The 24764-nt window shown below is 64.4% G+C and carries 19 protein-coding genes and 2 pseudogenes; 7 read left to right on the top strand and 14 right to left on the bottom strand.

What is annotated here, in order from left to right:
- Together DPA01S_RS00780 and DPA01S_RS00775 are read right to left on the bottom strand one after the other, a co-directional pair.
- On the bottom strand, positions 1–971 hold a 971-nt coding region (locus tag DPA01S_RS00780; RefSeq protein ID WP_061913506.1), incomplete at its 3' end, for a hypothetical protein.
- A gap of 420 nt (positions 972–1391) precedes the next feature.
- Positions 1392–1802, bottom strand: a complete 411-nt coding sequence (locus DPA01S_RS00775; protein WP_157076948.1) for a hypothetical protein — start codon at positions 1800–1802, stop codon at positions 1392–1394.
- 325 nt (positions 1803–2127) lie between these two features.
- Between DPA01S_RS00775 and DPA01S_RS00770 the strand changes: the two genes are divergently transcribed.
- A complete protein-coding gene (locus tag DPA01S_RS00770) occupies positions 2128–3270 on the top strand; it encodes a hypothetical protein (protein ID WP_061913502.1) in 1143 nt (380 codons plus the stop codon).
- 63 nt (positions 3271–3333) lie between these two features.
- Here the strand turns inward: DPA01S_RS00770 and DPA01S_RS16175 are convergent, their stop codons facing one another.
- From DPA01S_RS16175 to DPA01S_RS00750, 5 genes and pseudogenes are all read right to left on the bottom strand, one after another.
- The gene (locus DPA01S_RS16175; RefSeq protein WP_232302942.1) at positions 3334–5016 is read right to left on the bottom strand and encodes a hypothetical protein; all 1683 of its coding nucleotides are present in this window, start codon (positions 5014–5016) and stop codon (positions 3334–3336) included.
- A 222-nt stretch (positions 5017–5238) separates the two neighbouring features.
- Positions 5239–5631: pseudogene (locus DPA01S_RS17510) on the bottom strand (TniQ family protein); the annotation flags it as partial.
- Positions 5632–5665: 34 nt separating this feature from the next.
- Positions 5666–6649 carry a TniB family NTP-binding protein gene (locus tag DPA01S_RS00760; RefSeq protein ID WP_232302941.1) on the bottom strand — a complete coding sequence of 328 codons (984 nt, stop codon included), beginning with the start codon at positions 6647–6649 and terminating at the stop codon, positions 5666–5668.
- Positions 6650–6750: 101 nt separating this feature from the next.
- A complete protein-coding gene (locus DPA01S_RS00755; RefSeq protein ID WP_061913496.1) occupies positions 6751–8784 on the bottom strand; it encodes a TnsB C-terminal domain-containing protein in 2034 nt (677 codons plus the stop codon).
- Positions 8784–9617: a TnsA-like heteromeric transposase endonuclease subunit gene (locus DPA01S_RS00750; RefSeq protein WP_232302940.1), complete on the bottom strand. Its 834-nt coding sequence runs from the start codon at positions 9615–9617 to the stop codon at positions 8784–8786. The genes DPA01S_RS00755 and DPA01S_RS00750 overlap by 1 nt, the downstream gene beginning before the upstream one ends.
- A gap of 659 nt (positions 9618–10276) precedes the next feature.
- Here DPA01S_RS00750 and DPA01S_RS00745 point away from each other — a divergent pair.
- From DPA01S_RS00745 to DPA01S_RS00740, 3 genes are read left to right on the top strand one after another with little or no spacing between them, the layout of a single operon-like run.
- Positions 10277–12253, top strand: a complete 1977-nt coding sequence (locus DPA01S_RS00745) for a type I restriction-modification system subunit M (protein ID WP_061913492.1) — start codon at positions 10277–10279, stop codon at positions 12251–12253.
- Positions 12250–13497 carry a restriction endonuclease subunit S gene (locus tag DPA01S_RS16170; RefSeq protein WP_084374631.1) on the top strand — a complete coding sequence of 416 codons (1248 nt, stop codon included), beginning with the start codon at positions 12250–12252 and terminating at the stop codon, positions 13495–13497. Before DPA01S_RS00745 ends, DPA01S_RS16170 begins: the two co-directional genes overlap by 4 nt.
- Before the next feature lie 2 nt (positions 13498–13499).
- Positions 13500–16610, top strand: a complete 3111-nt coding sequence (locus DPA01S_RS00740) for a type I restriction endonuclease subunit R (RefSeq protein ID WP_061913490.1) — start codon at positions 13500–13502, stop codon at positions 16608–16610.
- Positions 16611–16637: 27 nt separating this feature from the next.
- On the opposite strand, the gene DPA01S_RS16650 is transcribed toward DPA01S_RS00740, so the two are convergent.
- From DPA01S_RS16650 to rpsF, 5 genes are all read right to left on the bottom strand, one after another.
- A complete protein-coding gene (locus DPA01S_RS16650) occupies positions 16638–16841 on the bottom strand; it encodes a hypothetical protein (protein WP_157076947.1) in 204 nt (67 codons plus the stop codon).
- 301 nt (positions 16842–17142) lie between these two features.
- Positions 17143–18966 (bottom strand): replicative DNA helicase, encoded by a 1824-nt coding sequence (gene dnaB, locus DPA01S_RS00735; RefSeq protein WP_061229636.1) that lies wholly within the window; start codon positions 18964–18966, stop codon positions 17143–17145.
- A 459-nt stretch (positions 18967–19425) separates the two neighbouring features.
- Positions 19426–19878 (bottom strand): 50S ribosomal protein L9, encoded by a 453-nt coding sequence (rplI, locus tag DPA01S_RS00730; RefSeq protein WP_061913488.1) that lies wholly within the window; start codon positions 19876–19878, stop codon positions 19426–19428.
- Positions 19879–19993: 115 nt separating this feature from the next.
- Positions 19994–20578: a single-stranded DNA-binding protein gene (locus DPA01S_RS00725; RefSeq protein WP_007632070.1), complete on the bottom strand. Its 585-nt coding sequence runs from the start codon at positions 20576–20578 to the stop codon at positions 19994–19996.
- 92 nt (positions 20579–20670) lie between these two features.
- On the bottom strand, positions 20671–20958 hold the full coding sequence (gene rpsF / locus DPA01S_RS00720) for a 30S ribosomal protein S6 (protein ID WP_007632072.1): 288 nt from the start codon (positions 20956–20958) through the stop codon (positions 20671–20673).
- On the opposite strand from rpsF, the pseudogene DPA01S_RS17505 reads away from it, so the two are divergent.
- The 3 genes and pseudogenes from DPA01S_RS17505 to DPA01S_RS00710 form a co-directional block, all read left to right on the top strand.
- Positions 20957–21280 (top strand): annotated as a pseudogene (locus DPA01S_RS17505) (nSTAND1 domain-containing NTPase); the annotation flags it as partial. The gene rpsF and the pseudogene DPA01S_RS17505 overlap by 2 nt on opposite strands.
- Positions 21280–21546, top strand: coding sequence for an nSTAND1 domain-containing NTPase (locus tag DPA01S_RS00715; protein WP_061913486.1), 267 nt, complete (start codon positions 21280–21282; stop codon positions 21544–21546). The pseudogene DPA01S_RS17505 and the gene DPA01S_RS00715, both read left to right, overlap by 1 nt.
- Positions 21547–22041: 495 nt before the next feature.
- Positions 22042–22290 (top strand): hypothetical protein, encoded by a 249-nt coding sequence (locus DPA01S_RS00710; RefSeq protein ID WP_157076946.1) that lies wholly within the window; start codon positions 22042–22044, stop codon positions 22288–22290.
- A gap of 564 nt (positions 22291–22854) precedes the next feature.
- Here the strand turns inward: DPA01S_RS00710 and DPA01S_RS00705 are convergent.
- Positions 22855–23046, bottom strand: a complete 192-nt coding sequence (locus DPA01S_RS00705; protein ID WP_043567330.1) for a hypothetical protein — start codon at positions 23044–23046, stop codon at positions 22855–22857.
- Positions 23043–24743, bottom strand: a complete 1701-nt coding sequence (locus DPA01S_RS00700; protein WP_084374629.1) for a glycosyltransferase family 87 protein — start codon at positions 24741–24743, stop codon at positions 23043–23045. Before DPA01S_RS00700 ends, DPA01S_RS00705 begins: the two co-directional genes overlap by 4 nt.
- Between the last annotated feature and the right edge of the window lie 21 nt (positions 24744–24764).

Raw genomic sequence — 24764 nt, 5'->3', positions numbered from 1 at the left:
TTAATGGCATCACGATGTTGCTGTACCCAAGCGATCCATTGGTGTGCGTCATGGTGCTCCTCAGCGGGAAGTGTCTGCGCGCGGGCGCGCATCGCCGCCAGGTACTGATCCAGTTCCTGGGCCCGGCGCCAGCGATCCATCTGCGCGGACAGGACACTTGCACGGTGGTGCTCGGCGTAGCGCTGGCGGGCAACGTCCATCGCCTGTTCCCACCGCTGTCTCCTCTCGCGCTCTAGACGTTCGCGTTCGAGTCGCCGGGCCTCAGCGTGGGCGGTACGAAGTTCGATTTCCTGCAGGATCTGCGCGACGTCGGTCAACGAGCCATCGCTATCTGTCCAGGTTCCCTGGCGAACCGCAGGACCGCCGCCCACTTCGACTTTCAAGAGCCCGGCAGGAACGTAGTCGTACCTCGGATACGTGGTCCAGGAGTACTTCTCGTTCTGCCGCAGCTCTGCCGGGGTGGGCTGGTGCTCGACTCGCTTGGTGGGTTCGGTCACCGAGACCGTGAAGGTGTGACCCGAGACTGTGATGTCCAGGTCATGTGGTGGCCTCTGCTGAGTGCGGTTGCCATAGCGGTCCCGACTGACTGCGGCGGCCACTTCGAAACCGCGCGCCGAACTTGCCACGGCGATCGCGTGAAGAATCCGGTGACCGCGTTGACGCAATGGCGAATTCCGCTTCCCTGTTGCGCGGGCGCGGACTTGGGTCAGTGCGGGGTGAAACTTGCTCACTCGCTCTGGCACTGGGATCGGTTCGAGCGCGACTGTCATCCACTCCGGCAGATCGGTCAAAACGATCGTGGCTTCACCCCACCGCGCCCCGCGCTCAACTACGAGGATCTTGTCGGCCGGCACCTTGTTGAACCGGATCGCGCTCTTGACCAGAGCCTCGTAGCTCGGGCCCTTGTCGTCCGTGCGCACGACCTCGAGCCGGCCGCCGGCGGCCACGACGTCAGCGATCAATTGGTCCACAGGCCGCAGCTTCTTGTTCGTGACCGTGGCCCGAGGGGGCCGCGGCGAATCGGCAGTTCTTGACCTTGCCGAAGGCTCTGGATGTGGTCTGCTCGACGGTGCGGCGCCACGCTTTCGCTTGGTCCAGTGCCCGTCCGGGTAGCTGCCGTGTGTCAGGTAGTGATGGCCAGCGTCAGTGAGTGTCGCCGACCATGTGCCACCCTTGGTTGAGATCTCCAGCAGTCGCCTCCATTGGAGGGCTTTCGCACGGGTCTTGTGTGTTCCGCCGTCTGGCATCACCCCGTCGGGGCAGCCGTCTGCGACCCACTTCAACACGGCGAGCTGGGTGGGGTTGATGGGATCCGAGTGCGCCACGCTCTCAGTGTCTGACCTCGCGGACTACCGGACGCTGAATTGAGCCAACTCGCGCGGACCATTGGTTTACTGGGCCCAGCGTGAGGCGGTGTGCGCAGCTAGCGTCTCGGCCAGCTCTGCGGGCTGCTCGTTTTCAATCCACTGCCGCGGGGACTGATCATCCAGGTCAGGGTGAGGTGCGCATATCCAGAGCAGCGCGGTCCACGCATCAGCGCTCGTGACCAACTCCCTCCACAGACATAAGAATTCGGGACGTACCTGACTGTTCGTGAGCTGCCATGTCGGACACACCCACGCACCGTCTTCCAGCTGGGCGCCCAGCACTTCCCCAGACTCAAGCCTGCGCACGGTCTCGGTCAGGGAGATCCCCAAGACCTCGGCCATCGAAGCGGGGGTGTAGAACGGCCCGATCTTCGAGTCCAGAACACGGCCACCCTCGATGCCCCCTGAAATATCGGATGCCTGTGGCGTGTCCATGAGTGCCATTGTCACCGCGAGCAAGGTGCCGTGCAGCCGGATGACGTTCGCGCCAGTCTCCAGGTCGGTCTCGGACTGGCTTCTGGCATCACTCTTGATCCATCGGCGGTTCCGAAAGAGCAAGGGAGGCGAGGGCCCTCGTTCGTCGATAGGGCTGTCCGCATCTTCACTGGCCGCAAGACACTCAGTGCGGGAGAATCAGGTTTCTAGCGTCTGTCGTAGCCGTCTGGTGTCATCCGTTGCTAGGCGGCCGCGATCTCAGCCCACAGCCCGAGCGTTGATTTCAGGTCGTGGTTGGCGGGACGGGCCGAGAAGGAGGCCACCGATGCAGCTCCAGACGATCAGCGACCCACTAGGTGAGGCGACCACTGTCACCGTTGACCTGCCGCGGCAGGAGTTGGGCCATTTCAGACCATGGGACGAGCTTGCTGCACTGCACGCGGCGGGCCTGGCGTTCACATCGGCAGTGTTCATCGACGCACCCACCGAAGAACTCGACACCTGGCCGGCGGCCGATGCCGCCTTCCTCCACGCGATCGCCGACAGTGACCCAGAGGCGACGGTGACGCCGCTGGTGTGGGCGCGGATACGCACCGCGCCCCGCTATCCCTCACTCCGCGAGGTGAAGGCGGAGAAGTTCCCGTTTCATGCCGAGCAGCCGGTCCCGCGAGAGCCGGAGTGGCCACCCGATTTCAGCGGGGTCCCCACTGAGAAGCTGAGCAACACTCTGCGCGATGAGCCGGGATCACGGATCGTGCTGCACGTCCCGGCAGGTGATGGCTGGCATCGCGTCGCCTGGGTCCGCCAGGATTTCGAGGGGCTCAGCATGTCGTCACTGTTGTGCGAGTGCTCTCTGCAGTACGTAGTCAAAGCTGGAGGTGGCACGATCAGCTTCCGCGGTGATGCTGACTGCGCGTACCGCCCAGTGACCGCCTACCTCCGGGCGCTGTCGCTCCGACACCTTTTTTCAGAGGCCACAACCGAGGCTCTGCGTGCGATGGTCGATGCCGCCCTGGCCGGCATGTGGCTCGGGCAACGACACGGGGACGACCTGTGGGGCTCAAACCTGTATCTGCAGACAGTATCGGCGGTGCTCGACGTGCCGATGCCCTGGGAGTTGGCGCACGCCGCTGTCGAAGAGGGGTTAATTAGCCTCGACGGTGCTGTACTCGGCCTACCTCAGCCGATCCGCACCGCGCCTGTCGGACCGGTCATGGACTGGGACAGCACCGAAGCCACCGACGGCGATTGGATCGTGTGGTGGTCGCGGCTTGACGACCGTTACCAAGTCGAAGTCACTCGCGACCCCCACAACACTAGCCGCGCGAAGTTGACGATCTACGACCACGCAAACAACAACGCCGAGGTTCATACCGAGCAGGTCGGTCTGGCGTACGGCGCCGTCTTCGGACCAGACACGGGCGATGTCGACCAGTGGACGGCTATCGCCTTGGGAGTCGTGAGCTGACCGCGCTGTTGGGGGCTCGGCGCTGGCCGGTGTTCGTGCTGCTTACCAGCGCCGAGCCTTTCGCTATCGAGCTACTCGGTATGGCTCGAGGCGTCTGAGCTGACCTGTCGAAGTGCTCGGGAGACCGTTGACAGCGTTCTCCACCAGTTGATCGAAGAGAATGAAGTCCGCGTGTAGAGCCTCGTCAAAGATTGCCGCGGCATCCGCTATGGCGTCAGCCGGGACGTCTTCGGCACGGTCTTGCACCCACATCTGTTCGAGTGGCCTGTACGGCGTGATGCTCTCGATGAGAAGGTTGCCGTCGTCCCTGTCGTAGCTAGACGGCTGACTCTCTCCGGGGGGCACGACCCCGGTAGCAGAGTCGATGAAACTGCGATGCCACTGTTGAACGAAGTTCACGAACCTCCCGAATGCCAACGACTCTTCGATCCGTCCCTTCTCCAGGTACCAAGTGACCAGAGAATTTGAATTAGGTGCTTGATGAGGGTCGCGATGATGGGGATCGACTCGTTTGTCAGATGGCTCGTGCGGCACGGCGCGGTGCCGCGATGGCCGCCCGTCAATGGGTGGCTCCCACTGGGCGGGCTCGTCGATTTCGGCGGTATCGAGTGCTCTAGTGGCCGCGGAGTCGATCGCGTGCCGTAGTGGCGCCCCGAACCTGTTGTGAAACGCTCGATACTCTGTCCGTTCTCGTCCCGGCGCCAAACGTGGCCCCAAAGCAGTGAAGCGCGCGTCGCTTCCGGTCATTGTTTCCCACAGCCGTACGGACACGAAGTGCCTCGTCGTCTCCGTCGTCGCTACGTCCAGTCGGGTGAGCTCCCGGTCGAGGTCAGCGTCGAGCGCTGGCGGTCGCCGGAAGACCCATCGTCGTTGGTCGTAGTCGATCGGCGGAGGTGAGCATGCGAGTACGTCCCAGTAGTGATCCAAAATAGTCAGTGTGTGGTCGAGCAGATCGTTTTCGGCCAAGCGTTGCAGGTGGGTGCTGACGGTCCGAGCGCTCGAAGACGACAGTTGGAACTGTGCCGCGAGTTCAAACCATCTGGTGTGCGTGCCCATCCGCGCCAAGATCAACGAACTGCTGACCGCTTGGGCCCCGGTGTCCTTCTGCGCCAGGCGGGGCAGGGTTACCGTGAGTGAAGGCCAGAGTGCTTGAGGCAGATGCTTCGACTCCAGACTTCGCAAGGATGACTCTGCGGCGGGCCAGGCGGCGCGAGCGCCAAGACGTCTCGGCTTGCGCGGCACCAGGCTGTACATCCGGTAGGACAGTTGATCGGCGACCTTCATCGTGTCGCGGTCTCGCGTGAGGGTGATTGCGGTGGCCAGTGCACTGTCTGAGTGATCCTGCTGGCGGATGAAGGTCCTGGTGAATGGTGCACCGGGGGCCGGAGGCGAATGCTTGAGGTCCTCGTAGCGCTCCAGGGCTTGAGCCGCGGCCTCGAGGTGGGGCGCACGGAGGATGTCGACTGCGGCAGCCAACTGCACCCCGTACTGAGCCGCACTAAGATGTGCGGCGAATATCGGTCCCGGACCAGCGGCGTGTTCGGAAAGGCGGTATCCCGTACCCGCGCTGATTCTGCGCCCGGGTGTGAGATGGGCGGCTACTGCGTCTGCGAGGTCCACTTGCCACATCGATAGCCAGTTCACGATGCGCACGAGCGCATTGAGAACCACCGTCGCCGGAACCAAAAGGCCACAGGCCGTGACCTGTTCACCGGACACCAGCGCTGTGAGGACGTGGTCGACCATCCGTTGAGCGGCTATGACCGGGTGCCCGTGGTCGAGACTGCGCGCCGCTGCGCTGGTCAAATCAGTACCGCACCGTGCCGGACGGCCGGGGCGTTTCGCATCCTCGCTGGATACCTTCGGGTGCTGACAGCGATTCGCATCAGCTGGCACTGCAGTCAGACGCTTCTCCCCGGAGTGCGGTACTCGGCCGCACTCCGGGCAGGCGTCGACCAGAAGCACCAGGTGTTTCGTGCACGCCACGGCCGTTGGCAGATACCAACGCAGCTTCCACGCGCCGTCTCGGCTAACCAGACAAGCGGGGCAGTACCGGGCTCCGGAGCGCCGTAGACGCTGGTCTCGCCGATGCCCCTGCCGATGGTAGGCCTCGGAGTTGATCCAGTTCTCGCCGATCGCGACCTCGAACGGGATGGCCTTAAAAGTCATCGACCGCAGACTTTCTGCGTCGATGCTCAGAGCGTGCCCGATCCTGGCCCAGTCCAATTGGGGGCCTGACAGCAAGTCATATGGCCCCTGAGGCGCCTTCTCTCCGTACGCGCGAAGCAACTCGCTGACCGAAAGGGAGTTGTCGCCAGCGACCAACTCAAGGTAGCTCTGCAGGTCTTGGCCAGATCGCATCGTGCGCGTGACAGCCAGGGGTGCACTGGGGAACTCATGCTCCACGACGTTTCCCCTTTGCTGCCTTGCCCTTCCGGGCGCGTTGTTCTCCGGCAGCGGCTCTGCGTGCTGCGACGGATCCGATGTCAAGGGGAGTCTGATTGATCACGCTCTCATCAATCCGCTCCGCACCGCTGACGATCGCAATGGCGGCGGCGCGTTTGAGTAACTCAGTCAGCGAACCCACGCTGCCGGTGGTGCATTCATAAAGCAGGTCAGCGTGCCTAGCCAAATAGCCGTACTCGTGATTGCACAGCGCGAGTTGAGACTCCAACGTCGCGACTAGACTCTTCCACTCTTTTCGCCCCTCCGCATCGGAGAGGGAGATCCGGTCACCGCGAACCAGGGTCCACCGCCTAGCGGTCTGGTCGATACGACCGCGGGTTCTCCTACCGCTGGTGTCATAGAGACCCTTGTCGGCCAAGTCCACGCCGGCGTACACACAAGTGCCGGCGAAGTCGTCAAGTATCCGCTTGAGATGGTCAGTCAAGGCCTGCCCATCGCGGCTACCGGCGTTGAGGCAGTGCAGGTCATCAACTATCAGCAGCTCGGTCTCAGCCCTCTCGAGTGCCCCCATCGCGGCCGCTGTCCACCTCTCAGTGGTGAGATTCAGCCCCTCGGGGACTCCGAGGAACGTCGCAATCGACCGCGAGAACGCCTTGATCGACGGACTTCCGCTCAAGCCAATCCGGGCGGTCGGTATGCGGTGCGCACCAGTGCCGGTTCTGTCACCGTTGAGGCGGCGTGAACGCCGATCCACAGCGCGAGCGACATGGTTGATCGCCGTTGTCTTGCCGACCGTCGGCGCACCGTCGATGACAACCGCGTTGCGTGCTGCGTACCCACCGACCGGATTCGTCGCTCGAACCAACTGAACTACCTGGCGGATTTCTTTGAGAAACGCGGTCTCCACCGGCGTCATGAACGTGTGGTAGCGGATCCTCAACTCTTGATACTCCGCCAGCGCGTCCTCCTCCATATCCGCGAGTTCTGGGACCGTCTTGATGTCCGGCCGCTGCAAATACGGTGTGTCGCAGAAGGCTTGCCACCCCTGCCAACTTCTGCGCGAAATCTCAGTAGTCATAGCCCCACGCCCGTCCAGTCATCATCCGACTCATCGCTGTCCTCGGAGATCGCGAGGAGCGCGACATCATCGAAATCTACGTCTGGATCATCGAGATCGTCTTCGAACGCGTCCTCAGATGCTGGCCGCTGATCGTCCGGTTTCGCTTCGGCCCACGCGCGATCGGCGGCAGCGAGCTTGTCCAGCACGCTCGGCAACCGGGATCCATCGCTCGTCACTCGTGAGCGGAGCTTGCGGTTCTTGCCCAACGCTTCCAGCGCCGCGTCGAGAAACTCGCGTTCCTTCACCCAGCGGTCGGGTAGATCTTCCGCCCCGATGGCTCGGACCAGCTGCATCATGGCATCGCTGAACGGCGCATCGAGGCCCCGTGCTTGCGTCCACCACAGTGTGTGGATCTCGTTCGTCTCCGGGTCTTGGAAGTAGATTTTCCGAATGTCGTTGACGTCGTAAGCGAAACGGAAATGGTCCGGTCGCCCGACCCGGGGCTCGGTGGACTGCCGATGGCGGTAGGCGTCCAAGGCAGGACCGTCGTAGATCCTGTTGTCCCACTGGACCCCATAGTGCTGAATCGTGCGGGCCACCTTCGGCAGAAACTTGATCCAATCACCGGGCCGAACGAGGAGCCGGGGCAGCCCATGACACGCGATGGATGCTTCGTACATCTCCGCCGGCGACATATCTCGTTGCGGCATACCGGCAAACGTCAGTCCGGACTGCTTGTTGTGGTGATAGACCGTGCAGATCCACTGCCGGATCATGTTGTCCAGTTCGTGGATGGTCAGCAAGTCTTCCTTGTCGACGTCTAGCCCGCGGAGGGTCGGATCGCTTCCCACGTAACCGGGGAGCATCGAGATCAACCCGGAATTCAGGGTCCGGAAGAACCTCTCGAGCACGGCTTTGTCGGTCGGCTTGTAGGGCTGCGCCGTGTACACCGAAACGCCTAGTTCTTGGCACACTGACACCACATGCTCGGCTACATACGGCTTCCCCCGGTCGGTCAGGATCGCCTCGGGACCCACATAGGGCATGCCCCAGACCTCTCCTGCGGGGACCGATATCTGCTGGGGAACGCCCCTGTATCGCCAAGCGGCCTCTTCAGGGATCCCTTCAGGGGCCGGCATCACCGAACATGCCTGCATGATGACGTTGCCCACGTCGACGCGGTTGCTGTTCGGACTAGTCACGACGCCGACGATGTTCTTGGTGCAGTAGTCCATCCCCGCGGCAAGTTCCACGCGCGTGACTATGTCTTTGTGCAGTCGCGTCTTCGGTACCACGACGAGGATGTCGATCCGGTGAGAATCGAGAACTACCAGTTGTCCAGGTCGCGTGATGTCCATCTGCCCATGGGCGGTCTTCGGCGCGTCAGCCACCGATGCCCGACGCTTCGTGGACGCAAAGGTTCCCGCGCCCTTTGCGATGTCCTCCAATCGTCGATAGCGGGTCGACTGGCTGGGAAGTTCCGCCTCGTCGCCGCACTCCTGTCTGAACCTGAGGTTGATCTCCCACATCACATTCTTGCGACTACTGGTGGTCTGGCGGACCTGGTCGCCGACGACCTCGCGCGCGATCTCGGTCCACCGCTGATCCGTGCGAAACTCCCGCCGGCGCGTGATGTCCCCTGATACCAGGCCGTTGGCTCCGGATTCGCGAAATTTCTTCAGCTTGCGACGCACTGTTCGAGTGGAGACACCCCTTGCCTCCGCTACCTCTGCTACCCGCTGCTCCACCTGTGCTGGCGCATCCGGGTCATCGACTGGGTTGATGATCCAGGCGAGCTGCCGGACGAGTTTCTCCAAGTCGTCTCGTTCCTCGGGAGCGAGCAGGTCGACACCCGTGACCATCGAGGTCTCTTCAGCAGGATTCGCTTGCTTTACTTCCCTGATGAACTCCACGAAGCTCATCGTGGTGGTGAACCTCGAGGCGACCGAGCGCAGCACGATGTCCGTGCCTTGACGGTCGGTGATGGTCATCAGCTCGTCCTTTACCTTCACCGTGTCTCCCAGTTTCGGCACCCATGTCGAGCTCATCAGGCCACCTTCTCGTCGGTCGATGCCGTCGCTGGCCACAGCACAGTGCTCAGCTTGAGTTGCTTCGACCAGTCGAAGCTGAGATGGCCGTGCCACACCAGGTGCAACGCTGCTGGGACAATTCGGAGCTGCTCGACACGGGGTGGCAAGTCGCTCAGAAGCTGCCTGAACGAGATCCCAGACGTCGCTACTGCCTCTTGCACGAGGCGGAGGTCGTCCGAGTCAACCAGTCGTGGGTTGCGGTAGCCGGCCACGTGCAGGGTGTTTCGTAGGCGCACCGGATCGTCGTCTGTCCACAATCGGTAGTGCCATCCACGCAGCCGGCACGCCTGGCGGAGCCATGAGCTGGCCTCTGCAACACGCTCGGTGCCTGCCCGTTTCGGCGTAGTGACATCGACCAGCTCCACGGAGCCGTCCGCGTAGGTCAGCAGATAGTCGGGGATCCGGGTACGTAGACGGTCGCTGACCAGATCCGGACCCGAGACCTGCAGTGGTTGAGAGGAAATGTGCACTACGTCGGGATCAGCGTCTGCGGTAGCCAGGAATGACCGCTCGTGCAGCGACTCGTAACCGACGTGCTTGCCGACGGTGGACGACCACCACAGTCCGTCGTAGTGCAGGCGCCCCTTGTAGGCGTGGAAGGTACGGAAGGGATTCGAGTCAGCGACATCGTGCCAGGTCACCTCGGCGAACGGGACGGTCCGCTCCGAGTCCTTTCCTTGGCGTAGCTGCGCCGTCACCTCACGTAACGAGGCGAGACGCGCCGATTGAGAGGGTGTGTTGTCTGACGTGGTCAAGGCGGCGCTATTGACCTGCGTTTGGGTATGCGTCATGATGACGTTGTCTCCTTCAGGAGAGAAGAATTGGTGTGAAGCCTGAGCGCTTCGCGTAATCACGAGCCGGGTTGCCGCCCGGCTCGTGGCGATTTCGCAGCAGGAGTCGCCGCCCCCACTTCAGATGAGTGGCTGGAGCAGCGGTTATTGGGGTATTTCGATGCGCGCCCCTGCGCGAGGTCGCTACGCTTCAGTCGCCTCCGGTGGTTCGGAGACGTCGAGGAAATCCGTTAACGCCAGGGTGGCGACGGATGAGACTGAGCGGTGTTCACGGAGCGCGGCTCCGTACAACTCGCGGACAAGCCATCCGGGCAGGGACAAGTGGACACTGACCGAGGAGTGGTCATCGATTGGCCGGTCTGCGCGTCGTGGCGCACCGAGTCGTGCGGGCGGAATTTTGTTCATATCGAAAGACCGAACCTGCACCCGACGCCTAGTCGAGCTGCAGAGCCGCGTTAGCGACTCGGTCGACCTCCCTTCTTTCGGCTCGGGGCAGCTTGTCTCCGATCCGCCCATCTCATCACGGACATCTCTTGGTGGTCAATGGCCATTGATGTCCAATGCGCCCGATCCTGGCGGCGGTGCGTCCTGACCACGGACGCCGTGAGCGACCACTACGTTTAGACAGTCAGCCATCCTCGATTAAGGAACTACCCGAGTTGCCCACCACCAACGCCGCCTTCATCTGGTCCATCGCCAACAAGCTGCGGGGCCCGTACCAGCCCAATCAGTACGGCGATGTGATCCTGCCGTTCACGATCCTGCGGCGCCTGGACGCGATCCTCGCGCCCACCAAGGCGGAGGTGCTCACCCAGCACGCCCGGCTGCAGGACAGCGGCATCGACCCGTTCGTGGTTCTGCGGTCGAGGTTCGGGCTGCCGTTCTTCAACACCTCGGTGTGGGACTTCGGCAAGCTCGCTGCGGATCCGGCGGGCCTGGCGGACAACTTGATCGACTACATCGAGGGCTTCTCACCCAACATCCGGGACGTCTTCGACGGCTACAAGCTCCCCGAACTGATCGATGAACTGGACAAGAAGGACCGCCTGTTCCTCATCGTCAAGGACTTCGCGAACGTCGACCTGCACCCGGATCGGGTCAGCGGACACGACATGGGCTACATCTTCGAGGAGCTCATCCGGAAGTTCGCCGAGTCTAATAACGCCCAGGCCGGTGACCACTTCACCCCCAGGGAAGTCATCGCCCTCATGGTGAACCTGCTGTACGCGGACTCCGATCTCGAGCTCACCACTCCCGGCATCGTGCGCACCATCTACGACCCCGCGGCGGGCACGGGCGGCATGCTCTCGGTGGCCTATGACCACCTGGTGGAGATGAACCCCGGTGCCAAGCCGGTGCTGTACGGCCAGGAGGTCAACTCTCGCTCGTATGCCATGTGTAAGTCGGACATGGTGATCAAGGGCCAGGGCGTGGACAACATCTACAACGGTGACACGCTCACCGACGATGGCTTCCACGGAGAGCACTTCGATTTCCTACTGTCGAATCCGCCGTTCGGGGTGGAGTGGAAGACGCAGCAGAAGGCGGTGAAGGACGAGCACGAGCAGCGGGGTTTCGCGGGCCGTTTCGGTGCCGGCCTGCCGCGGGTCTCCGATGGCTCTCTTCTGTTCCTGATGCACCTGATCAGCAAGATGCGGCCCGTCCGCTCCCCGGGAGACAAGGGCTCCCGGCTGGCGATCGTCCTTAACGGCTCGCCCCTGTTCACCGGCGGGGCCGGCTCGGGCGAGTCCAATATCCGGCAGTGGATCATCGAGAACGATCTGCTGGACGCGATCATCGCGCTACCGACGGACATGTTCTACAACACCGGCATCTCTACCTACATCTGGATCCTGGACAACGCCAAGACAGACGAGCGCAAGGGCAAGGTTCAGCTCATCAACGCGGTCGAGATGTTCGGCAAGATGCGCAAGTCCCTCGGCTCCAAGCGCAAAGAACTGCGCCCACAGGACATCGAGAAGATCTGCGAACTCTACGACGGCTTTAAGAACCACGACAACGACGACGAGGCGCCCGCCCTCTCTAAGGTATTCGCCAACTCGGAGTTCGGATACCGCACCATCACGGTGGAGCGGCCCCTACAGCTGCGATTTCACATCGCTGACGACACCGCCGAGCTCGTGCTCGCGACCAAGGCGATCGCCAAGCTCCCTGCGGCCGACCAAGACGCCATTCGCAGCGCCCTCTACAGTCTCTCGGGCCGCTCGTGGACCAACCGCGACGCCTTCGCCACCGATCTCAAAGCCGCGCTGAAGGCTGCAGGCATGGCCAAGGTCGGCGCCCCGGTCATCAAGACAATCTGGACCACGATTGGCGAACACGATCCCGAGGCCGACGTCATCACCACCAAGGGCAACCCCGAACCCGACACGTCACTCCGGGACACCGAAAACGTCCCGCTGTCCGAGAACATCGAAGAATACTTCGCCCGCGAGGTCCTACCCCATGTACCGGATGCGTGGATCGACCACGACAAGACCCGCATCGGCTACGAAATCCCCTTCACCCGCCACTTCTACCGCTATACCCCGCCCCGCCCCCTCGAAGAAATCCAGAAGGACCTCCGCCACCTCGTCACGGAGATCCAGGCCATGCTCGCGGAGGTGGGGGCGTGAGCTGGGCCAGATACCCCGACTACGTCGAGAGCGGCGTTCCATGGTTCGGGACTCTTCCATCTCACTGGACTACACCCCATCTGGGGCACATAGTCGAATGCCTGGATGCCATCCGCATCCCGCTAAATTCCTCGGAGCGAGCCGAAGTCCCCGGCGATGTTCCCTATTGGGGCGCTAACGGAGTCGTGGGTTCGGTCGACCGGCCGCTTGTTGACGGCGAGCTAGTTCTCCTCGGAGAAGATGGCGCACCCTTCACTGACAAAACCAAAGAAAAAGCGTTCTACGTAAATGAACCGATTTGGCCAAACAACCATATCCACGTACTGCGGCCTTCGGCGCAAGTAATGCCGCAGTTCTTAACGCATGCGCTGAACGCGAACGAGTACAATTGGTACATTGAGGGCTCAACGAGAGAGAAGCTTACCCAGGGCAAGATGCTCTCAATCCCGATCGCAATGCCACCAATCGCCGAACAACACATAATTGTCAGGTATCTTGACAGCGAGACCGCCAAGATCGATGCGCTGATCGACAAGCAGGAGCAGCTCATCGCCACCCTGCGCGAGGAGTCAGACGCGCTGTGGTCTGCAGAATTGAAACGACTCAGCGGCTTGGCCCCGTCTCTGCCAATCCGACGTGTAATAGAATCGATTGTTGATGGCCCATTCGGCTCCTCACTGACATCGTCCCACTACTCTGCGGATGGCGCGCGTGTAATTCGACTAGGCAACATTGGCGTCAATGAATTTAAGGACGATGATCGAGCGTATATCCCGCTCGATTACGCTACCTCACTGTCCACCCACGAGGTGAAGAAAGGCGACGTTGTGGTTGCCGGCTTAGGCGATGACAAGATGCCACTTGGGCGGGCTGCGCTGGTCCCTCCAATTGGACCCGCTATCGTCAAGGCGGACTGCTACCGAGTGCGTCCCCGCGCTGAATTGGTGCGAGCTGACTACTTAGCGTGGGCTCTCTCCGCCCCGCCCACGCGAAATCAGATCGCCTTGCTCGCACGCGGCGCAACTCGCGCTCGGTTGAATACTTCAGTAATTAAAGAGGTCGAGATTCCTGTTCCTGCTTTGAGGGACCAAGCGGAAGCCGTTTCACGGGCTCGTGAACACCTTTCGAAAATCGACTTCCTTGTGTCCAAAGCTACTCAGCTAAGCGACACCCTTCGCGAGTATCGGTCAGCGCTGATCACCAATGCTGTGACGGGGAAGATCGACGTGAGGGAGGCTGTGTAGTCATGGCCCAGCATCACGAGTCCGTGCTCGAGGACGAGATCTGTGCGCACCTGGCCGCGCACGGCTGGGAGTACTCGCCCAACGATGCCGGGTATGACCGCGAACTCGCGCTGTTCCCCGAGGACGTGTTCTGGTGGCTGCAGCACACCCAGCCCGACGAGTGGGACAAGCGTGTCAAGCCCGCAGACCCGCCCGCGGCGCAAGAGAAGTCCAAGGCCGCACTGCTGCAACGCCTCGCCAAGGCGCTATCCGCAGACCTCAAAGCCGACGGCGGCACCTTGGCGGTCTTGCGGCGGGGGTTCTCGGACTTCAACGCGAACTTCGCGATGTGCCAGTTCAAGCCCAACTCCGGGCTCAACGCCACTACCGCCGCCCAATACCAGGCCGTGCGGTTGCGAGTCATGCGGCAGGTCCACTACTCCCAGTCCAGCCCGAAGAAGTCCATCGACCTGGTTTTCTTTATTAACGGCATCCCCGTTGCCACCGCCGAGCTCAAGACCGACTTCACGCAGTCGGTGGAGCACGCTATCGAGCAGTACAAGAAGGACCGTCTGCCGAAGGGCGAGCCGCTGCTCGGCATTGCCACCCGAGCCCTCGTGCACTTTGCCGTCTCCAACACCGAAGTGCACATGACCACCCGGCTCGCGGGCCAGGACACCGTGTTCCTGCCGTTTAACCGCGGCAACGGCCACCACGCTGGCAATCCGCCCAACTCGCACGGCTCCGCTACCGCCTACCTGTGGGAGACGATCCTTCAGCGCGACAACTGGCTGGAGATCCTCGGCCGGTTCATGCACCTGGAGATCACCGAGAAGCGCGACCCGGACACCGGCAGGAAGACGCGCAAAGAAGCCCTGCTGTTCCCGCGCTACCACCAGTGGGACGCCGTCACCCGACTCGTCCAGGCCGCCCGCACCGAAGGGCCCGGGCAAAAGTACCTCGTTCAGCACTCCGCCGGCTCGGGCAAGACCAACTCCATCTCCTGGCTCGCCCAGCGCCTGTCGTCGCTGTATAACGATGACGACGACAAGGTGTTCTCCTCCGTCATCGTGGTCACCGACCGGACCGTGCTCGACGCGCAACTGCAAGAGGCCATCCACCAGATCAACCGCACCACCGGAGTCGTGGCCCACATCGATGGGCTGACCGGCTCGAAATCCTCAGAACTGGCCGAGGCTCTCGAATCGGGGACCCACATAGTCGTCGTCACCATCCAGACCTTCCCCTACGCCCTGGACGCCATCTCCGACCGCACCACCCTCCGAGGTCGGTCCTTTGCGATCATCGCCGACGAAGCCCATTCCTCCCAGGCCGGCGGAGCGTCCAACAAACTCAAGCAGGTCCTGTCCCAGGCCGAGCTCAACGAGGTCGCCCAGGGCGGGGCCGTGTCGGCTGAGGACATGCTCGCAGCTGAGACCAAAGCCCGCGCCGAGGCCGGCAACATCTCATTCTTCGCCTTCACCGCCACACCCAAGGCCACCACGCTCGAATTGTTCGGCCGCCCCGGCCCCGACGGCACGCCGCAGCCGTTCCACCTGTACTCGATGCAGCAGGCGATCGACGAGGGCTTCATCCTGGACGTCCTGCGCAACTACACCCCGTACACGACCGCGTTCCGGCTCTCTCACAACGGCAAGACCTACACCACTAGCGAAACCGGCGAAGGCACCGTCGCCGTGACCACCGAGGGCAGCGACGACGACCTGGTGGACCGATCCGCCGCGGTGAAGTCGGTCATGAACTGGGTCAAACTGCACCCCACCAACATCTCGCAGAAAGTCCAGATCATCGTCGAGCACTTCCGCCAGAACGTCGCCTGGCGACTGAACGGGCAAGCCAAGGCAATGGTGGTGACCAGTTCCCGCAAGGCAGCCGTGCGCTACAAACTCGCCTTCGACAAGTACGTGACCGAAAACGGCTACACCGACGTCGCCGCGCTAGTCGCTTTCTCCGGGGAGGTCACCGACCCCGAGTCCGGAACCGACGAGCCGTTCTCCGAGATCAACATGAACCCCGGGCTCAAGGGCCGCGACCTGCGGGATGCGTTTGCCACCGACGAGTTCCAGGTGATGCTGGTTGCCAACAAGTTCCAAACTGGTTTCGACCAACCCAAACTCGTAGCCATGTACGTCGACAAGCGGCTCGGCGGGGTCCAGGCCGTGCAGACTCTATCCCGGCTAAACCGAACATTCCCGCCGCTGAAAGACCAGACCTTCGTGCTGGACTTCGCCAACGAGGTCGACGACATTGTCGACGCCTTCGCGCCCTATTACGAGGCCACCACACTGGCCGATGTGACCGACCCGAACATCGTCCACGACACCGAACGCAAACTCTCCGTCGCCGGCATCTACGAACGCTCCGAGGTCGACGGCTTCGCCGATGCCTTCCTCGCCCGTGAAGGCCACAACGCGTTGGTGAAGTGGGTGGCGCCCGCTGCCGACCGTTTCACCGTGCGGATGCGGGCCGCGGTCGAAGCCTCCGACGCCGTGGAAATCGACGAATTGCAGATGTTCCGCAAGGACGTGGGCACTTACGTCCGGCAATACGAGTTCCTGTCCCAGCTGTTCGACTACGAGAACCCATGGCTGGAGAAGCTCGCGCTGTATCTCAAGCTCCTGGCCCCGCAGCTGAGCAGTGGGGAAAAGGACACACCGATCGACCTGTCCGCGGTGGCTATCGACTACCTCGGCCACCACCGGCAGACCACCCGGGACGGCGAACTCTCCGGCGGGACGCCGCTCGAGCCCGCACGCGAGGCCGGCACCGGCACCGTACGCGACCCCGACTTGGTGGCCCTCGACGAGGTGATCGACCGCATCAACGACCTTTTCGCCGGAGACCACCCCGACTCCTCCGTCCGCAACGTGGTCACCCACATCAAGGACCGCCTCGAAGAGAGCGAGACCCTCCGGACCCAAGCGCAGAACAACTCACTCGCCCAGTTCCGCGCGAGCCCCGACATTGATGTCGCCTTCACCGACGCCGTCATCGGATCGATGGACTCCTCGGCAGACCTATCCGCCCAGATCCTCAACAACCAGGACCTGGCCCGCGCACTGCTCGGCGAGCTCCTGCCGGCCGTCTACCGGACACTGAGCAAGGCGAGCTGAGCATCGGGCCCAGACAGAAGGGGCACTTCAGTACAGGTGCTCTACGACCCTGTTCTCTTTGAACGACCACACGAAACGAGTGCTATTCGCCTGAGTCACTATCAAGCGATCTCCCGTGTCCAGCTCGAAGGAGTCATCGTCGAACCGGCCATATGTGTAGGCCATTCCAGTGCTCTTCTCCTTGAAGTTCCACTGGTTGTTCCAATCACCGACATATTCGAAATCACTCATAGAGGGACCCTACGAACCGGGGGAGCGTGGCGCTACCGCTATAACGCACCACGCGCCAGCCATCACCGAGCAAGGCGAGAGCGTTGACCGAACAGAACATATATGAGAACCAAGCCGAACCATCTCCCGTCGACACTCGTTGAGTGGCCTTGGCGGCGCGGCTAACGCACTAACCCGGCAAGAGGGCTCCGATGCGGCGGCACCGCTGCTAGGAGATGCCGACGTCGAGGTGACAGATTCCTGCGAATCATGTGACACGCGAATGAGAAATTGACAGATTGTTTGAGAACCGACACGGCAGCTACAGTCCCCGCGCCATGTCCACGAAGCGCGAGTAGTGGAGCTGGTGCGCGACCGTGATCGTGGACGTGGGACCGCCACGGTGCTTACCGAGGATCAGGTCGGCCTCGCCGGCGCGCGGGTCGTCGCGCTCGGAGGCGTCCGGGCGGTGCAGCAGCATGACGATGTCCGCGTCCTGCTCCAGCGAGCCCGACTCACGGAGGTCGGAGACCTGCGGCCGCTTATCGGTACGCTGCTCCGGCCCACGGTTCAGCTGCGATATCGCGATCAAGGGCACGTCGATCTCCTTGGCCAGCAGTTTGAGCTGACGGGAGAACTCCGAGACCTCCTGCTGACGCGACTCGACCTTCTTCCCCGAGGACATCAGCTGGAGGTAGTCCACCACGATCAGGCGCAGATCGTGCTTCTGCTTGAGCCGACGGGCCTTGGCACGGATCTCCATCATCGTCATGTTGGGCGAGTCGTCGATGAACAGGGGCGCCTCGGAGATCTCACCCATCCGCCGGGCCAGCCGCGTCCAGTCCTCGTCGCTCATCTTGCCCGACTTCATATCGGACAGTTTGACCCGCGCCTCGGCGCTCATCAGACGCATGACGATCTCCGTGCGGCTCATCTCCAGCGAGAACACCACGGAGGCGAGCCCGTGCTTGATGGAGCAGGACCGCATGATGTCCAGGCCGATGGTGGAGTTATGCGTCGGGATCGCGCTGGGACCCGCCAGGTACAGGTGGTCGTCGGCGGCCACCTCGATGCACTTGACCGGCACGCTCGAGGCGCCGCGCACATCGGTGATGAGCCGAGCCGGACGTCCGGAGTCCGGGTGCTCGGGGACGACGATGCCGAAGTCGCAGACCAGCATGAGCGTGTCCAGCGACTTGGTGGTGACGATCTGCTCGGTGCCGCCCATCTCGATGCGCCACTCGTGCTCGGCGTCGGCGACCAGCTCGGTGCCGTCATTGAATCGCACGGTGAAGCAGGGACGGTTCTCCCACACCTCGGTCACGGCCACGACCTCGGTGGGCTGCCCGTCGGCGCCGAGCACGCGGTCACCCACCGCCACCTCGCCCATGGTGGTCTGACCGCCCGGGGTGGGCAGGACGGTGTCCAGGGCGAGAGCCTTACCGACGCCGGGGCGGGCGGCGATGATGATCATCTGCCCGCCGTGCAGGCCGTTGGTGACGGCGTCGAGGTCAGCGAACCCCGTGGGAACACCCTGGGCGAGACCGCCCGCGGTATGGATGTTGTCGATCTCGTCCATCGTGGGCTGCAGCAGCTCCTCGATGATGACGTAGTCCTCGGTGGTGCGGCGCTCGGTGACCTCGAAGATCTCCGCCTGCGCCCGGTCCACGACCTCGGCGACGTCCGAACCCTCGGACCCCGAGTAGCCGTACTGCACGATGCGGGTACCCGCGTCGACAAGACGACGCAGTACCGCCTTCTCCGCGACGATCTGAGCGTAGTACCCCGCGTTGGCCGCGGTGGGGACCGTCGAGATGAGCGTGTGGAGGTAGGGCGCACCACCGGCACGACGGAGATCCCCCCGGCGATCCAGCTCGGCGGCCACGGTCACCGCATCGGCCGGCTCCCCGCGCGCATACAGGTCGAGGATGACGTCGTAGATGGCCTGATGCGCCGGCTTGTAGAAGTCACCCGGCTGGATCTCCTCCACCACGTCCGCGATGGCATCCTTGCTCAGCAGCATGCCGCCCAGCACGGACTGCTCAGCGGTGAGATCCTGCGGCGGGGTACGGCCGAACTCGCCTCCGCCACCCTCGTCGGGCTGAGGGGGCAGCTCGCCGGGACCGTCGTATCCCGCCTGGGCCATGACCGCTCCTCTTCCACTGTCGAACTCGATCACCCGCCCGGCCCCGACTGGGAACCGGCGAGCGACCCCTTCACTGTAGGGCACCGACACGACACACCCGGAGTTGCGCCTCCAGCCTTATCCACAGGCTTCTCCACATTTGCGGGAGGGTGTCTGTGGAGAACTGTGAATGGTTGGAGGTTACGCAGGGCCGATGGGCGTATCACTGTGGATAAACGGTGGAAAGCCCAGGCCAGTTCCCACAAAACCGCTGGTCATTGGTATCGGTGCAGGTCGGAGGCCCCGTGGAGAACCTCGTTTATCACGTCACCAACCGGGACACAACGGATAACGAGATATGAACGCGACGGATCTGAGAACCGTCGGGACCCTAGCCATTACAACTAGTTATCCACAGGCCGTCCACAATGGCGCAGGGCCCCGGCCGTCACTGTGACGACCGGGGCCCTGCGCGGTGTATCAGGCGGGGACGACCTCGACCGCGACGCGCGCGGTGGTGTCGTGACCCAGGTCGACGACGACGTTGTGGCTGCCGGTCGCCTTGATGTGCTCCTTCGGCATCTGCACGGAGCGCTTGTCGAGCGTGGGGCCGCCGGCGGACTTGATGGCCGCGGCGACGTCACCCGCGGTGACGGAGCCGAACAGCTTGCCCGTGTCGGAGGTCTTGACCGCGACCTTGACGTCGGTCATCGACTCGAGCTTCTGCTTCAGCTCGTTGGCGTGATCCGAGTCGCGGACCTCGCGGGCCTCGCGGGCACGCTTGATGGACTCGATCTGGCGCTCGGCACCCGGGGTGGCCACGATGGCCATCCCGCGCGGGAGCAGGAAGTTACGACCGTATCCGCCCTTGACCTCGACGATGTCGCCCGGCGCACCGAGCTTGTCGACGTCGGCGGTGAGGATCAGCTTCATGATCCGTCTACCTTTCTTTCCTCCGACGGACCCGACCTGGGCCGGAGACGTCGCGAGGTCATGTCTCATGCTTGTGGGGTGGGACGCCGGCAGCGCCCCGGGGAATCGACCCGATCTAGAACGGGGGCTCGTCGTCCATGCCGCCGAAGCCACCGGAACCACCGGCCTGCGGGGCGCTACCCCACGGGTCGTCGTTCTGCTGGCCGCGGCCCTGGCCGCCGCCGTAGCCGCCCTGCGACTGACCACCGCCGTAGCCACCCTGCTGACCGCCGCCCTGGAAGCCACCACCCTGCTGGCCGCCGCCCTGGAAACCGCCGCCCCCGCCGCCTTCGCGGTTGGTGCGGGTCACCTTGGCTGTGGCGTACTTGAGGGACGGGCCGACCTCGTCGACCTCGACCTCGTACACCGTGCGCTTCTCGCCCTCACGGGTCTCGTACGACCGCTGCCGAAGCCGGCCGTTGACGATGACGCGCATGCCCTTCTGCAGCGACTCGGCGACATTCTCCGCCGCCTGCCGCCAGACGTTGCAGGTGAGGAACAGGCCTTCGCCGTCCTCCCACTGGTTGGTCTGCGAGTTGAAGCGACGCGGCGTGGAGGCGATCCGGAAGTTCGCCACCGCGGCACCCGACGGCGTGAACCGCAGCTCGGGGTCCGCGACGATGTTCCCGACCACCGTGATGGGGGTGTCGCCCTGTGCCATTCGCTTGTCCTCCGTGTTTCAGGCCTGGTGTGGATGGTGATCGGAGGCCGACCGACCGCGCCCAGAGTACCGGGGTGGTCGGACAGTCCGGGTCACTTGTCGGCGCGCAGCACCTTGGTGCGGAGAACGTTCTCGTTCAGACCGAGCTGACGATCCAGCTCCTTGACCGCGTCCGGCTCGGACTTGAGCTGGACGACCGCGTAGATGCCCTCGTTGAGCTTGTTGATCTCGTAGGCGAAGCGGCGCTTCCCCCAGACATCGACCTTGTCGACCGATCCACCCTCTTGCCGGATCACGTTGAGAAACGTGTCCAGCGACGGCGCCACGGTGCGCTCGTCGAGACTGGGATCGAGGATGACCATCACTTCGTATTGACGCATGGGACCTCATCACCTCCTGTGGACTACAGATTCGGCCACGGTGTCTCCGTGGCAGGAGGGTCGTTGCGTCAGCAACCGCTCAAGGCTACCCCGCCCGAACTCGACTGACGAAATCCCCGTCGGAAGCGGACCGTGCTGCGGCGGCCCGTACTTCGGACTGCGTCCCCATCTGGCGGGCGACGCACCGTTGTTCCACGGCCGCGAGGTGGAGCTCCAACAGAGTATTCGCCGGCTGGCCTCGCCGCGCGTCCGCCCGCCGATGGTCGTGGGGGCGTCCGGGTCGGGCAAGTCCTCGCTGCTCGCCGCAGGTCTCGCGCCGCGGTGGACCGCCAACGGCGCCGGAACACCGTGGACGACAACTACTCCCCGGGCGGGGTCGAAAGCGCCGTCCGCGCGTCGGCGGAGTCCGTCAACCAGGCACTCGACCAGGCGGGACGGGCGAACTGCCGGGCCCTCTTCCTCCGGCTCGTCGACGTCCGCGCCGCCCGACCCGTCCGTCGCCACGCCCCGCTCGCCGAGCTGTCCGACGACCTCCTCGTCGTCGCCACCCCCTTTCGCCAACGCCGGCCTCCTCACCGTGGACGGTGACTCGGTCACCCCACCCACGAGGCCCTCTTCTCCTCCTGGCCGCGCCGACGCCGCCCTGCCCTCAGCGTCGGCCACCGCCGACTACGTGAGATGGAGGGACGACGACGAGGTCGCCAGTCTGCTCTCGCTCCGGGCCGGCGCGGACGCCCGTCACACCCGCGACGTCGCCCACCCGCGACCCCGGACTCGGCCGCGCACGCGATGGCCGCCTACCGGATCCACCCCACCACCGAGGCACTATCGGCGCTGCTCAACACCAGCCGCGCCGACGTGCCGGGCGCGTCGTCTACGCCAGCCGGGCGGACGGCGGCCTCGAGGTGTTCACCGCGCCCTACGGACCCGCCAACCGGTCGGTCGCGAGCCTGCCCGTCACCTCCGGCGCCGTGGTGACCAACCCGCTCAGCCCCGACGACCGGACTCTCGCCGTGCGACACCAACCCCGACCTCGGCCTGGTCGACGTCACCGATCCCACCCGCCCCGCGCTTCGGGTGACCGTGCCTCCGCCCGACCCGTGCCTGGTCGCCGAGTTCTCCCTCCTCACCTCCCGCACCGGGCAGGTCACGGTCATCGACGTCGCCGACCCATCCGACCCGCGACCCTGGGCGGTGCTCGGCTCGACCACCGACCCACAGCTCCACCAGGGCCGCAGCGCCTCCCCGGCGGGCGGACTGCTCGCGGTGGGCGCGGAGGGCGCCATGTGGATGTGGCAGCTCGACCCCGACCGCGTGGTGAGCGACGTCTGAGCCGGCTGCGTCCAACTCACCTGCGAAGAGTGGAAGCGGCACTTCCCGGACACCGAGCCGTTTGGCTTATGCAGCTGAGCCTCTCGCCGCTGACTCTCGCGCGGCGGGCCGGCGCTGCGTCCGCGGGACTGCCGAGCCGGAATCGGCGGACTGCGCTGCGTCCGCGGGACTGTCGAGCCGGGGTCGGCGGGCTGCCGAGCCGGAATCGGCGGCCCGTCGAGCTGTCGCCGCGCAAAGGAGCATCACAACCTCGCCCAGGTGCGCTGCGTCTTCGACCTGTGATGGCCGAATGGACCTGACACGCAGCGCAGTCCCGCTCTGAGCGTGCATTCCGGCAGCGCGGGCCATAGAGGCAGCGCATCCGGCAGCACTCGCGCTGCCGGAATGCCCACGGGGCAGCCGCGGCGCCGGGATCCTGTGGCCAGGACAGTTGCGGCGCCGGGATCCTGTGGCCGAGGCAGCTGCGGCGCCGGGATCCTGTGGCCGAGGCAGCCGCGACGGGGCTACACCGGCCGGGATACGCCGGCGGGGCAATTGCGGCCGGAAGCTGCGCCGCCGGATGCGTCAGCCGTGCTGCAGCCCGATCGTCAGCGCTTGTGCCACCGGGATCACCGTGAGAAACAGGAAGGCCGCGACGGTCCAGCCGATCCACACGGGTTGACGCCACCCCGCGCGGTAGCCACCGGCGGCGGTCACCATGCAGATGAATCCGACCAGGATGCACAGGAACATCCAGATCATGGCGCTGGTAGTCATCGGATCGGGTCCTTCGTCTCGGGGTCGGTGGGAAGTGCCCCACCGGTGTCTGAGCGGGTCGCACGGAATGCGAGCGGCGCGGCCGGCGAAACGGGCGAACCGGCCGAACTCGGCCCACCGTGCCGGGCGGCCCCGGCGGCCATAGTGGATCGGGTCGCCCCGGCGGGCCGAACGGCTCCAGTGGGCCGGGCGACCAGCCGTTCTCCGGGATCGGCGAGGACCCCGGCGAGCGGATCAGACCCCTCGGGTGAGCCCTGATGCGTCATGCGGACACGGTCGAGGTGGGGCCGGTAGATCTCCGTGATCACCACCGCGCACACGGCGAGGACGAGCAGATCACGAACCAGCACGAGAGGGTGGAAGAGCTCGGGCCCGATCCCCTTGTTGGCCACACCGTGGAAGTACGACATGTGCGCCACCCACAGCAGCGCGTCGAACGCCATCCACGTCAGCAGCAGCCGCACGCGAGGCACGGCGAGCACCGCGAGCGGGACCAGCCACAGCGAGTACTGCGGGCTCCACACCTTGTTGGTGAGCAGGAAGAACGCCACGACGAGGAACGCCAACTGCGCCACCCGCGGGGTCACCGGCGCGGTCAAGCCGATCACCAGGACCACCAGGCACGCCAGCGCGAACAGCACCAACGAGACGGTGTTCAGCGTCGCGGGGGCCTCCCCGGCGGCGCGGCCCGCGTCGAAGCCCTGCCACCCGGTGAGCGTCTGGATGACGACGTAGATGCTCTCGGGGTTGGCGGGCCGGTCGGAGTTGAGCCGGAAGAACTCCCGCCATCCCTCGGGGAACAGGGCCATGATCGGCAGGTTCACGGCCGTCCACGCCACGACGGCGGCGCCGGCGGCCTTACCGAGCTCGACGAACCGCCTGCGGCGGATCGCCACCACCAGCAGCGCGCCGAACAGGAACAGCGGATACAGCTTGGCCGCCACGCCCAGCCCCAACACGACGCCGGCCCAGACCGGCCGGCGGCGGGCCCACAACAGCAGCGCGACCGAGGCGAACATCACCGCCATGAGGTCGTAGTTGGTGAAGGCCTGGAAGATGATCAGCGGGCTGGCCGCCATGAGCAGCGTGTCCCACGGTCGGCGACCGGCCGACCGGTAGGTGGCCCACACGGCGACCATCCACATGAACGCCAGCAGGACACAGCCCAGCGCGAAGTAGGTGATCACCTCGAGCGGCCCGCCGGGGAAGATCTCGTGCAGGGCCCGGGCCGCCTGGGCGGTGACGTATTGGAACATCCCGGACAGCACCGGGTACTCCATGGAGCGGACCTCGCCGGTGTCGGTGATCCACGAGTACTTGTAGGGCAGCGCCCCGGTGTCCAGGCCCTCGGCCGAGTACAGCGGCAGCGGGTCCGCGTAACAGGCCTTGTAGTACTGCCGGCCGTCCCAGTTGAGGCCGGGCTGCGACCCGTCGGTGGGGTGGGTGGTCTCCAGGCAGGCGGCCTTGGAGAAGAAGCCGAACGCCAGGAAGATCACGGCGAACAGCATGATCACGCGCAGCGGCGTCCAGAAGCGCTGGCGGCCGACCACGGCGTGCCGGCCGAGGGGCCCGCCCCACGCGGCGAGCGCGCCCGCCCCGGCACCGTCACCGGGTCGGACCCGCTCGTGCGGCTCGAGCGATCTCAGGTCCTCGTCGAGCGGCAGCGGGGAGAGAGGTCCGTTGCTCTGCACGCTCACACCCTAGTCCACGGCTTTTCC

It is taken from the genome of Dietzia papillomatosis NBRC 105045 (assembly GCF_001570845.1).
GTDB lineage: Bacteria > Actinomycetota > Actinomycetes > Mycobacteriales > Mycobacteriaceae > Dietzia > Dietzia cinnamea.
Note: the sequence above shows the minus strand (reverse complement) of the source record. Positions and strands in the feature narration are given on the sequence as shown.

Excerpts from the sequence above, each read along its gene's own strand:
- DPA01S_RS00775 (WP_157076948.1), bottom strand. The coding sequence starts at position 1,802 with ATGGACACGCCACAGGCATCCGATATTTCAGGGGGCATCGAGGGTGGC.
- DPA01S_RS00770 (WP_061913502.1), top strand. The coding sequence starts at position 2,128 with ATGCAGCTCCAGACGATCAGCGACCCACTAGGTGAGGCGACCACTGTC.
- DPA01S_RS16175 (WP_232302942.1), bottom strand. The coding sequence starts at position 5,016 with ATGGTCGACCACGTCCTCACAGCGCTGGTGTCCGGTGAACAGGTCACG.
- DPA01S_RS00760 (WP_232302941.1), bottom strand. The coding sequence starts at position 6,649 with ATGGAGGAGGACGCGCTGGCGGAGTATCAAGAGTTGAGGATCCGCTAC.
- DPA01S_RS00755 (WP_061913496.1), bottom strand. The coding sequence starts at position 8,784 with ATGAGCTCGACATGGGTGCCGAAACTGGGAGACACGGTGAAGGTAAAG.
- DPA01S_RS00750 (WP_232302940.1), bottom strand. The coding sequence starts at position 9,617 with ATGACGCATACCCAAACGCAGGTCAATAGCGCCGCCTTGACCACGTCA.
- DPA01S_RS00740 (WP_061913490.1), top strand. The coding sequence starts at position 13,500 with ATGGCCCAGCATCACGAGTCCGTGCTCGAGGACGAGATCTGTGCGCAC.
- DPA01S_RS16650 (WP_157076947.1), bottom strand. The coding sequence starts at position 16,841 with ATGAGTGATTTCGAATATGTCGGTGATTGGAACAACCAGTGGAACTTC.
- dnaB (WP_061229636.1), bottom strand. The coding sequence starts at position 18,966 with ATGGCCCAGGCGGGATACGACGGTCCCGGCGAGCTGCCCCCTCAGCCC.
- rplI (WP_061913488.1), bottom strand. The coding sequence starts at position 19,878 with ATGAAGCTGATCCTCACCGCCGACGTCGACAAGCTCGGTGCGCCGGGC.
- DPA01S_RS00725 (WP_007632070.1), bottom strand. The coding sequence starts at position 20,578 with ATGGCACAGGGCGACACCCCCATCACGGTGGTCGGGAACATCGTCGCG.
- rpsF (WP_007632072.1), bottom strand. The coding sequence starts at position 20,958 with ATGCGTCAATACGAAGTGATGGTCATCCTCGATCCCAGTCTCGACGAG.
- DPA01S_RS00705 (WP_043567330.1), bottom strand. The coding sequence starts at position 23,046 with ATGACTACCAGCGCCATGATCTGGATGTTCCTGTGCATCCTGGTCGGA.